Raw genomic sequence first — 9,358 nt, forward strand, 5'->3', positions numbered from 1 at the left:
GCCCGCGGTCGACCTGCATGCCGTCAGGAGGCGCGCGGTCAAGCTGCATGCCGTCTGGACGCGCGCGGTCGAGCTGCATGCGGTCCGGAGGCGCACGGTCGAGCTGCGTGCGATCAGGAGGGCTGCGGTCGCGAAGCGTGCGGTCAGGAGGCGTAGCGCTCGCGGGCGCGTTCGCGGGCTTTGGCGGCCTCGATCTCGCGGTCCTTCGGGGGCGCCGTGGTGACCAGCTCGGCGAGCAGGACCGCGGTGGCCTCGGCGACGGCGGCGACCGCTTTGTCGTAGGCCGCCTGGTTACGCTGGGACGGCTTGGTCGTGCCGCCGACCTTGCGGACGTATTGGAGGGCGGCGGCCTGCACCTCGTCCGGGGTGGCGGGCGGCTCGAAGTTGTGCAGCTGACGGATGTTCCGGCACATGGGGGTGAGCTTAATCCGTCCCGCGCGCGTACCTAGGGACGTGCCGCAGACGATTCAGGACACCCCGGGTAGGTTCGCGCCCGTGAGCGACACCGCAGCCATTGCCACGTCACCGGCGACGACGTCGCGGCGGCGGTGGCTCGTACCGCTGATGGTGGTGATCCTTCTCGGTCAGATGGCGACGGCCATGATCGTCACGGCGGTGCAGCAGACCCCGACGATCGACGAGCCCGTGTACGTGGGGACCGCCGTCACCTACATCGAACAGCACAGCCTGCGCTACAACCCGGAGCACCCGCCGCTCGGCAAATTGATCATGGCGGCGGGGCTGATTTTCGCGCATCCACAGCTCGACCCCGCGTTCCGTGGCAACCAGTCGGACCTGGGCCGTCACGTGCTGTACGAGGCGGGCAATGACCCGTACGAGCTGATGTTCCTGGCTCGTCTGCCGTTGATCCTCCTCACGTTGCTCTTCGGGCTGGTCGTGTTCGCGTTCGCCCGCGACCTCACGAATACGCTGGGTGGCCTGCTCGCGCTCACTCTGTACGCCTTCTCGCCCGACATCATCACGCACGGCTCGCTCGCCACGCTGGACGTACCGGCGATCGGGTTTCTCCTCACAGCGGTCTGGCTGACCTGGCGTGCCCGCACCGCTCGCCTCTGGCTCTATCTCCCCTTGGCCGGAGTGGCCCTGGGCGCGGCGCTCGCCACGCGCATGAGCGTTCTGCCCGCAGTGCCGGTGATTCTGCTGCTCGCTGCCTGGGCCATTGTCCGAACGCGCAAACCGCGCACCCCGAAACGAACATCCGACGACCCCGCGACGCCCCAAGAAGGCGAACCCGCGACACCCCACAAAGGCGATCCAGCGGCTCCCCTCGGACCAGCGTCCGCCGGCACCGACACCCCCGCTGCGGCTTCAAAGCCCGGGTCAGCTCCGAATCAGCCGAAACGCGCATCCGGACAACCCATGCTGCGCACTCTCGCGGAAGCATCGGCGGCGGCGCTCGGCGTGGCAGCTGTGGCGATCGGTGTCGTCTGGCTGACGTACCTGATCGTGGATCCGCGCCTGAGCTTCCTCGAGCCGCTCGGACTGCCGAAGATCCACGGTCTGCGGGCGGTGCTCGTGGACCTCCTGCCGTTCCCCGAGCCGTACCGCGACGGCATGCGCATCCAGTTCGGCTTCGAGGACTCGCTGTTCAGCGGCTTCCTGTTCGGCCGGCTCTACGAGGGCTCCCTCTGGTACTACCTGCCCGCCGCCCTGCTGGTGAAGACCCCGCTCGCCATGCTGGTCCTGTGGCTCGGGGCGACCGTCGCCATGATCAGCGTGCCCCGGCTGCGCCCCGCGATCCCGTACGTCCTGGTGCTCCCCGCCCTGCTCCTGGCCATCGCGATGACCGGCGCCCGCGACTTCGGCACCCGCTACGCGATCTTCATGCCCATCTTCCTCGCCGTCGCCGCGGCCGGCCTCGTCCTGATCCGCCGGCGCTGGGTCCCCGCCGCGGCGGGCGGGCTCGCAGTGCTCGTGGCGCTCAGTTCGCTCAGCACGTTCCCGTACTACCTGCCGTACTCGAACGAGGCCTTCGGGGGTACCGCCCGCACTCACCTCAACCTCCACGACTCGAACGTCGACTGGGGCCAGGACCTCGGCCGCCTCGCCGACCACCTCCGCACCGCCTACCCGGGCGAGCCGGTCTGGCTGATCTACAAGGGCGCCGGCTTGCCTTCCGCGTACGGCATCCAGGCCCGCAATCCCCTGGAAGTCCCGGCCGACGATGTCCACGGCCTGCTCGTGGTCTCGGACAGTTCTGTGGCCAAGGCCACCGGCCGCCTCGCCGCGCTCCTGGCCACGAGCGGCGACCCCATCGATCAAGTCGGCTACTCCATCAGCATCTACCGCCGCCCGTGACCGCCCGGGCCGCTCGCCGCTCGCCGCTCGCCGCTCAAACACCACCATCAGCAGAAGATCGCGGCGCGGACAGCGCCAGAGACAGCGGCACGTTAGCTACGAACTCGCAGTGGCGACGAGCGGTGCGGCAGCAGCAGCGACGGGGCTGCAGCGGCAGCAACGGCGCACGGCGCAGCAGGCAAAGCCCAAGCGGCAGGCGGCAAGCGGCACAATAGCGACGATCGGCAGCGGTAGCGGCACAAAGTGACGGCGGTAGCGGCACAAAGTGACGGCGGCAGGCGGCGGCAGGCGGCGAGCTTCGCGAGGCGGCGGGCGAACCAATCAGCGGCTGGAGTGACGACGGCAGCGGGCGCGAGCGGCGTAAGCGAGCGGCGTGCAAGGCCTCGACGGAACAGGCGCTCGCCAAGCGACCGCGCGTCCACGCCTCCGCCCGGCACGAATGACCGCCATGGACAGCAAGAATGACCGCCATGGAGACGGTGAACGGCCGGCACGTCAGCGCGGCGGTGGACGAAATGGTGCGGGTGCTCACCCCGCACGTGGCCCGCGGCTGGACCGTGCCGGCCAGCACCCTCGACTGGAGTTGCTGGACCACGGCGGCGCACGTGGCCCACGACCTGCTGGCATACGCGGGCCAGCTCGCCGGCCGCCCCGGCGCCGCCTATCTACCGTTCGACCTCGTGATCCGCCCGGACACCCCGCCCGCCCAGCTCCTCCACGTGGTCGCAGCATGCGGCCGCCTCCTGTGCGACGCACTGGCCACGGCCCCGCCGACGACCCGCGCCTGGCACTGGGGCCCGACCGACCCGTCCGGCTTCGCGGCCCTGGGCACGAACGAAGCGCTCCTCCACACCTGGGACATCACCCAAGGCCTGGCCATCCCGTGGCGCCCGCCGTCGAACCTCTGCGAACTCGTCCTGGCCCGCCTCTTCCCGAACGCCCCCACAGCCGGCCCGGCCGAAGCCCTGCTGTGGTGCACGGGGCGCGTCGCCCTGCCCGGCCGCCCCCGCCTGACGTCCTGGGTCCTGAAGGCCGCGCTCGACCAGTCGCCGTGAAGCCGCCAATTACCCATCCGCGGCGAGCCGTTCACCCGTGCAGCGGTCCGCGCGACATAGAACGCCAGCCGGACGCGATCCACAGCCGCGACCCGAAAAAGTCAAGGCCGGGGCCCGCTTTAGCGCAACGGACGGCAGCCGAAGCGCCCGGCTCAGCCCAGCGACCGCCGATCGGACGCCACGTACGAGGCAACAGCCGTCAACGCGGACACCGTCAGCACCGAAGGCCAGGACCCGATCCGCTTGGCCAGAGGATGCGACAGCCCGAAAGCCCCGACATACGTGACGGCCAGCGCCGCAGTCACCGCCGGGCTCGTGTTCCGGGCCCACTCCCGCCCCGCCAGCACGCCGCCGGCCGCGAGCACTGCCCCGCCGAGCGGCCGGTTGCCGGTGCGCCGGGCAAGCTGCCACCCGCCGATGAGTGAGCCGGCCGTGATCGCCGCGGTAGGAAGTCGCATGGCCCGACCCTACGCCGCTGCCCCTTGACACCCACGAGCGGCGCTCAGCCAGCGGAAAGCTCCGTCCGCAGCTTCGCCAGAGCCTTGGTGATCAGACGCGACACGTGCATCTGGGAAACGCCGATCTTGGCGGCGATCTCGGACTGGGTCAGGTTGCCGAAGAAGCGCAGCGACAGGATCGTGCGCTCGCGCTCCTCCAGGGTCTGAAGGGCGGGGCCGAGGGCGATCCGGAGCTCGGCCAGCTCCATCTCGTGGTCGGTCTCGCCGAGGGTGTCGCCGAGGGAGGTGCTGCCGTCCTCGGTCACCGGGGTGGAGAGGCTGCGGGCCGAGTAGGCGCGGGCGCCCTCCAGGCCCTCGAGGACGTCCTCCTCGGTGACGTTGAGGTGGGCCGCGATGTCGGCGACCGTCGGCGAGCGGCCCAGGCTCTGGGTGAGGGCGTTGCTCGCCTCGGAGATGGAGAGGCGCAGCTCCTGCATGCGCCGGGGCACGCGGACCGACCAGGTGCGGTCGCGGAAGTGCCGGCGGATCTCGCCCAGGACCGTCGGGACCGCGAACCCGGCGAACTCCACGCCGCGGGTCGGGTCGAAGCGGTCGATCGCCTTGATGAGGCCCAGCGTCGCCGTCTGGAGCAGGTCGTCGTCGGGCTCGCCGCGACCCGTGTAGCGATGGGCCAGGTGGTGCGCCAGGGGCAACCACATCCGGATGGCCTCGTCGCGCAACGCCGCACGCCGGGGTCCCTCGGGGGCGGCCGCAAGGTCGCGGAGCAGCTCGGAAGCCGTTTCGGGAACCCGTGTGGTCGTGATCGTCATGTTCCATCCTCTCGCCGAAGCCGCCATTGACTACCCGGCGCCTCCGAGCTTAAACGACGCAGGAACCGACGCAACTCGTTCGAGCCCGGGCGTGTCGATTCGACGGCTCGCCGGAGGCCCGACGAGCCGGAAAGTCACCGGAAAAATGGCCGCCCACCTGGGGCAACGCGCATCGCAGCAGGGCGGCTGGCCCCAGCGGGCCGAAAGCCGCGCACCGCCACGGAAAGGGAGAATCAGCGGCGAGCCCCGGAACCGGACCCGCCGTCAGAACGGACGACGGGCCGGGAACCGGACGATCAGACGCTCAGTCCTCGACGACGATCGAATCGACGCGGTCGGGATAGAAGGCGACGTGGTCCTTGATCTGCGCCACCGCGTCGTAGGGCTGCTCGTAGACCCAGATCGCGTCGGCCGAGCGCTCGCCGCCGGCCGGGATCGAGTAGTAGGACGCGTCACCCTTGTAGGGGCAGTAGGTCGACGTCGTGGTCTTCTCGACGAGGGACTTGTCGACGTCGTCGAACGGGATGTACTGCGCGGCGGGGTACGTCGACTCCTGCAGCGTGAGGGCGTTGCGGCTGTCGGCGACGACCTTGCCGGCGACCGTGACGACGACCCGCTTGCCGGTCGGCGTGACGGTGATGGGGTGGTCGGGGCCCGGGTGGAGCCGCGGCTTCTCGGCCATGGCGAACCTCCTCCAGCGCCGTGTCTTTCACGGCTTGCCGCAACTATCCTCCGGGTGCGGACTTCGGGGCCAACCCGCGGACTGTGACGCTCGGCTCGTCTTCGATCTCCCCGTCGCGGGCCCGGATATCGTGATCGCATGTCTGCCGCCACCGACGCCGCTGCCGCTCTCGGGATCGCTCACAAGGTGCTGCGGCACGGGCCGGCCGGGAGCGTGGCCGAGGCCGCCGCCGCCCAGGGCGTCGAGGTGCGAGACCTGGTCAAGAGCCTGGTCGTACGCCGCGCGTCCGGCGACTATCTCTTCGTGCTCGTCCCGGGTGACCGGCAGATCTCCTGGCCCAAGCTCCGGGCGTTGCTCGGGGTCAACCGGCTCTCCATGCCCGACGCGGCGACGGCCAAGGAGGTCACCGGCTACGAGCGGGGCACGATCACGCCCTTCGGGTCCCTGCGCCCGTGGCCCGTCGTCGCCGACGAGCGCACCAGCGGCCGCACCATCAACCTCGGCGCCGGCGAGCGCGGCGTCGGTCTGCAGGTGGACGCCGACGAGGCAGTCGTGTCCCTGGGCGGCACCTTCGCCGACGTCACCGACGAGGCCTGACCCCGAGCCCGACAAGGCCGGCCACCGAGTCCGACGAGACCTGACAGCGAGCCCGGCGAGACCCGACAGCGAGCCCGGCGAGGCCCGCTACCGAGTCCGACGAGACCTGACAGCGAGCCCGCGAGGCCTGCCGCCGATCTCCACCCCGGCCCGCCCGACGTCACGCCCGGGACAGTGACACTCCACTCCGAAGGTGTACCGGACACCACACCCGCGGCTCACTTCATGCAGCGCACGGAGACCACTACCGGCGTACGCTCGGCAACGTCGCCCCGCACGAAGGCGAGCCCGATCTCGGCCGTGCGCGCGTCGTCCCGTGGGTTCGCACCCTCCAGGCAGGGCGGCAGCCCACCGGTCGTCTGACGCCCGGACACGTCGTCGGTCCACTCGGCGATCGCGAACGGATATGTGGCCACGTCCCGGTTGCGAACCCCGTTGGCCGGCAGGAAACGCAGCTGGTTGCCGGTGGTGCTCGACCAGATGATCGTGCCCCGGTGCAGATCCGGCCGCACCTCGTGGTCGTCCCGGAACGCCGGCGTCAGCGCGGCCCCGGCCACGGCGCCTACCGTGACGAGACCCACCACGCGCGCCCACCGCGGTAGCCGCCGCACGCGCTCATCGACGGAACTCACCATCGCCATGGCCTCAGGGTAAGCCCGTTCCGCCAGTTCACCCGCCCTGACCGGCGGCATCCGGCACGCTCACGACGTCGTCGAAGGCGGGCCGGCGGGCCGCTCCCCCGGGCGCCGACGGTGAGACCGGGCTCACCGGCCCGGAGTCCCAGTCGTCCTCGTCCTCCAGCGTCTCGACCGGGAACTCCTCGCTCGTCTCCGGACCCGTCACGACGACCTCCAAGCCGGCCTGCCGCAGCGCACCGACCTGCGCCGGATCGGCCTCGTCGTCCGTCACGAGCTGCCCCACGTCACTCAGCGAGCAGATCCGGGCCAGGCACACCTTGTCCAATTTGGAGCTGTCGGCGACCACGATCACACGGTCGGCACGCCGGATCATCTGAGCGTTCGTGTTCGCCTCGATCTCGTCGTGGGTCGTGAGGCCGCCCCGGGCGCTGATGCCGTCCACACCGACCACGGCGACCTGCATGTTGAGCCCGGCGAGCGCCTGGTCGGCGATCGGACCCACCAGCTCGTACGACTGCGTCCGCGACACGCCACCCGTCATGATCAATTTGAGCCGGGGCCGCAGCGCCAGCTCCGCCGCGATGTTGAGCGCGTTGGTCACCACGGTCAGATCGACCCGCTGGGCGAGCAGCCGCGACAGCAGATGCGTCGTGGTACCCCCGGTCAGCCCGAGCGTCAAGGGCCCGCGCGGCAGCTGCGCGGCGACGTGACGGGCGATGCGCGCCTTGGCCTCACGCCGCTGGCCGACCCGGTACCGTACGGGCAGCTCGTAAGCGACCTCGACCGCAACCGCACCGCCGTGCGTGCGCGACACCAGCCGCTGGTCCTCAAGAGTCTGCAGATCCCGGCGAATCGTGGCCGCGGACACGCCGAACTCCTTGGCCAGCACCCCGGCATCGACCGACCCCTTCCGAGCGATCTGCTCAAGAATCGACGAAACCCGGTCGGCCCGGCGCAACGTGCTCATTGACAACCCTTCCCATGTACGTCCACCCGGCCCGCCCCACGCGACCACGCGACTCGAACGATCGTGCAGCCCACCGGCCTGCGGTCGGACACGGACGACGTTCGGACCACGCAACCCGCGCAGCCCACGGAGGCATGAACAACAAACCGCAAGCCCCCGGCCGTACGGACGAAGAGGCCCGACGATCCCGAACCTCCCCGGCCGTACGGACGGGGAGCCCGACGATCCCGAACCGTCCCGCCAACCCAAGCCCGCCGTCATAGGAGTGAGCCCGCTGGCCGGCCCGCCATCCGAGCGAGCCCGCTGGCCTGGCCCACCATCCGAGTGAGCCCGCCCGCCGGATTGATCAAACGCGCAGTGAGAATAGTTCGTTTGCAAGCGAATCACCAAGAATCCTTGCGCGCTTGTGGATAACCGCCAACAATCCCGCCATGACAGTGATCGCGTTCCTCGGCGCGGGCAGCGTCGTCTTCACCCGGGAGCTGCTCGCCGACATCCTCTCCTTCGACGAGCTGCGCGGCGTCACGCTCGCCCTGCACGACATCGACGCCGAGCGGCTGGAGACGGCCGAGGCGATCGCCCGGCGCACGGCCGACCAGCTGGGCGCCAAGCCGGAGATCACCACCAGCCTCGACCGGCGCGCGGTGCTCGACGGCGCCGACTTCGTCATCAACGCCATCCAGGTCGGCATGCACGCGGCCACCGTGCGCGACTTCGAGATCCCGGCCCGCTACGGCCTACGCCAGACGATCGCGGACACGCTCGGTGTCGGCGGCATCTTCCGGGCCCTGCGCACCTTCCCGGTGCTCGAGGCGATCGCCCGCGACATGCGCGAGTTGTGCCCGGACGCGTGGCTGCTCAACTACACGAACCCGATGGCCATGAACATCGGCTACCTCGCCGCCGTGGCGCCGGACGTCAAGGCGGTCGGCCTGTGCCACTCCGTCTTCTGGACCGTGCACGATCTGTGCGAGCTGGTCGGCGTGCCCCTGGAGGAAGTCGACTATCGCGCCGCGGGGGTGAACCACCAGGCGTGGCTGCTGCGCTGGGAGCACCGAGGCGAGAGTCTCTATCCGCGGCTGGACGCCAAGCTGGCCGACGATCCGGAACTGCGCAGGCGTGTGCGCATGGACATGTACGCGCGGCTCGGCTACTTCCCGACCGAGACGAGCGAGCACTCCAGCGAGTACGTCCCCTGGTACCTGCACCACGACAGCGAGATCGATCGTCTGCGCATCCCGGTCGGTGACTATTTGCGCATCAGCGCCGACAACGTCACCGAGTACCACGCCACCCGCACCGCGGTCCTCGCCGGCGAGCCGCTCGACGTCAGCCGCGACGCCACGGAGTACGCGCCGCAGGTCATCCACAGCATCACCACCGGCACGCTGCGCACGATCCACGCCAACGTCGCCAACACCGGGTTGATCAGCAACCTCCCCCAGGGGTACGCCGTCGAGGTCCCGTGCGTCGTCGACTCCCTCGGCGTCCGCCCCGAGCACGTGGGCGACCTGCCCCTGCAGTGCGCAGCGCTCAATCGCTCATTCGTCACCGTCGGCGAACTGACCGTTCGCGCAGCCGTCACCGGCGACAAGCGCATGATCCGCCAAGCCGCAATGAGCGACCCGAACACCGCCGCCACCCTCACCCTCGACCAGATCTGGTCCCTGTGCGACGACCTCACCGAAGCCCACCGCGACCTCCTGCCCGAAAGCCTCCGCTGACGGAAGCAACCACCGCCCGCCCGACCCACCACGCCGGCCTCTCGGACCGCCCGAATCACCCCCGCAGCATCCGCAGCACGCCGACCCGTCACTTCCATCGCACCGGCCC

General features: G+C 70.4%; 10 protein-coding genes. 4 read left to right on the forward strand and 6 right to left on the reverse strand.

Features of this window, described 5'->3' with window-relative positions; genetic code table 11:
• Positions 1-143 precede the first annotated feature (143 nt).
• Positions 144-413 (reverse strand): DUF2277 domain-containing protein, encoded by a 270-nt coding sequence (locus tag RAN62_RS06010; RefSeq protein ID WP_305783454.1) that lies wholly within the window; start codon positions 411-413, stop codon positions 144-146.
• Positions 414-564: 151 nt separating this feature from the next.
• Here RAN62_RS06010 and RAN62_RS06015 point away from each other — a divergent pair, with 151 nt between their 5' ends.
• Both RAN62_RS06015 and RAN62_RS06020 read left to right on the forward strand, forming a co-directional pair.
• Positions 565-2,319, forward strand: a complete 1,755-nt coding sequence (locus RAN62_RS06015) for a phospholipid carrier-dependent glycosyltransferase (protein WP_438874475.1) — start codon at positions 565-567, stop codon at positions 2,317-2,319.
• 479 nt (positions 2,320-2,798) lie between these two features.
• The gene (locus tag RAN62_RS06020) at positions 2,799-3,374 is read left to right on the forward strand and encodes a maleylpyruvate isomerase N-terminal domain-containing protein (RefSeq protein WP_438874476.1); all 576 of its coding nucleotides are present in this window, start codon (positions 2,799-2,801) and stop codon (positions 3,372-3,374) included.
• A gap of 152 nt (positions 3,375-3,526) precedes the next feature.
• Here RAN62_RS06020 and RAN62_RS06025 read toward each other — a convergent pair whose 3' ends face one another.
• From RAN62_RS06025 to RAN62_RS06035, 3 genes are all read right to left on the reverse strand, one after another.
• Positions 3,527-3,832, reverse strand: coding sequence for a hypothetical protein (locus RAN62_RS06025; protein ID WP_305783456.1), 306 nt, complete (start codon positions 3,830-3,832; stop codon positions 3,527-3,529).
• Positions 3,833-3,876: 44 nt separating this feature from the next.
• Positions 3,877-4,641, reverse strand: a complete 765-nt coding sequence (locus RAN62_RS06030) for an RNA polymerase sigma factor SigF (protein WP_305783457.1) — start codon at positions 4,639-4,641, stop codon at positions 3,877-3,879.
• A 304-nt stretch (positions 4,642-4,945) separates the two neighbouring features.
• Positions 4,946-5,323, reverse strand: coding sequence for a DUF427 domain-containing protein (locus RAN62_RS06035; protein WP_305783458.1), 378 nt, complete (start codon positions 5,321-5,323; stop codon positions 4,946-4,948).
• 138 nt (positions 5,324-5,461) lie between these two features.
• Here RAN62_RS06035 and RAN62_RS06040 point away from each other — a divergent pair, with 138 nt between their 5' ends.
• Positions 5,462-5,920: an aminoacyl-tRNA deacylase gene (locus tag RAN62_RS06040; RefSeq protein ID WP_305783459.1), complete on the forward strand. Its 459-nt coding sequence runs from the start codon at positions 5,462-5,464 to the stop codon at positions 5,918-5,920.
• A gap of 218 nt (positions 5,921-6,138) precedes the next feature.
• Here RAN62_RS06040 and RAN62_RS06045 read toward each other — a convergent pair whose 3' ends face one another.
• On the reverse strand, positions 6,139-6,561 hold the full coding sequence (locus tag RAN62_RS06045; RefSeq protein ID WP_305783460.1) for a hypothetical protein: 423 nt from the start codon (positions 6,559-6,561) through the stop codon (positions 6,139-6,141).
• A 28-nt stretch (positions 6,562-6,589) separates the two neighbouring features.
• Entirely contained in the window at positions 6,590-7,525 is a 936-nt protein-coding gene (locus RAN62_RS06050) for a DeoR/GlpR family DNA-binding transcription regulator (RefSeq protein ID WP_305783461.1), read from the reverse strand.
• 431 nt (positions 7,526-7,956) lie between these two features.
• Between RAN62_RS06050 and RAN62_RS06055 the strand changes: the two genes are divergently transcribed.
• Positions 7,957-9,249 carry an alpha-glucosidase/alpha-galactosidase gene (locus RAN62_RS06055; protein ID WP_305783462.1) on the forward strand — a complete coding sequence of 431 codons (1,293 nt, stop codon included), beginning with the start codon at positions 7,957-7,959 and terminating at the stop codon, positions 9,247-9,249.
• The last annotated feature ends 109 nt before the right edge of the window (positions 9,250-9,358 follow it).

Origin of the sequence: Symbioplanes lichenis (assembly GCF_030709675.1) — a bacterium.
Taxonomy (GTDB): Bacteria; Actinomycetota; Actinomycetes; order Mycobacteriales; family Micromonosporaceae; genus Actinoplanes; species Actinoplanes lichenis.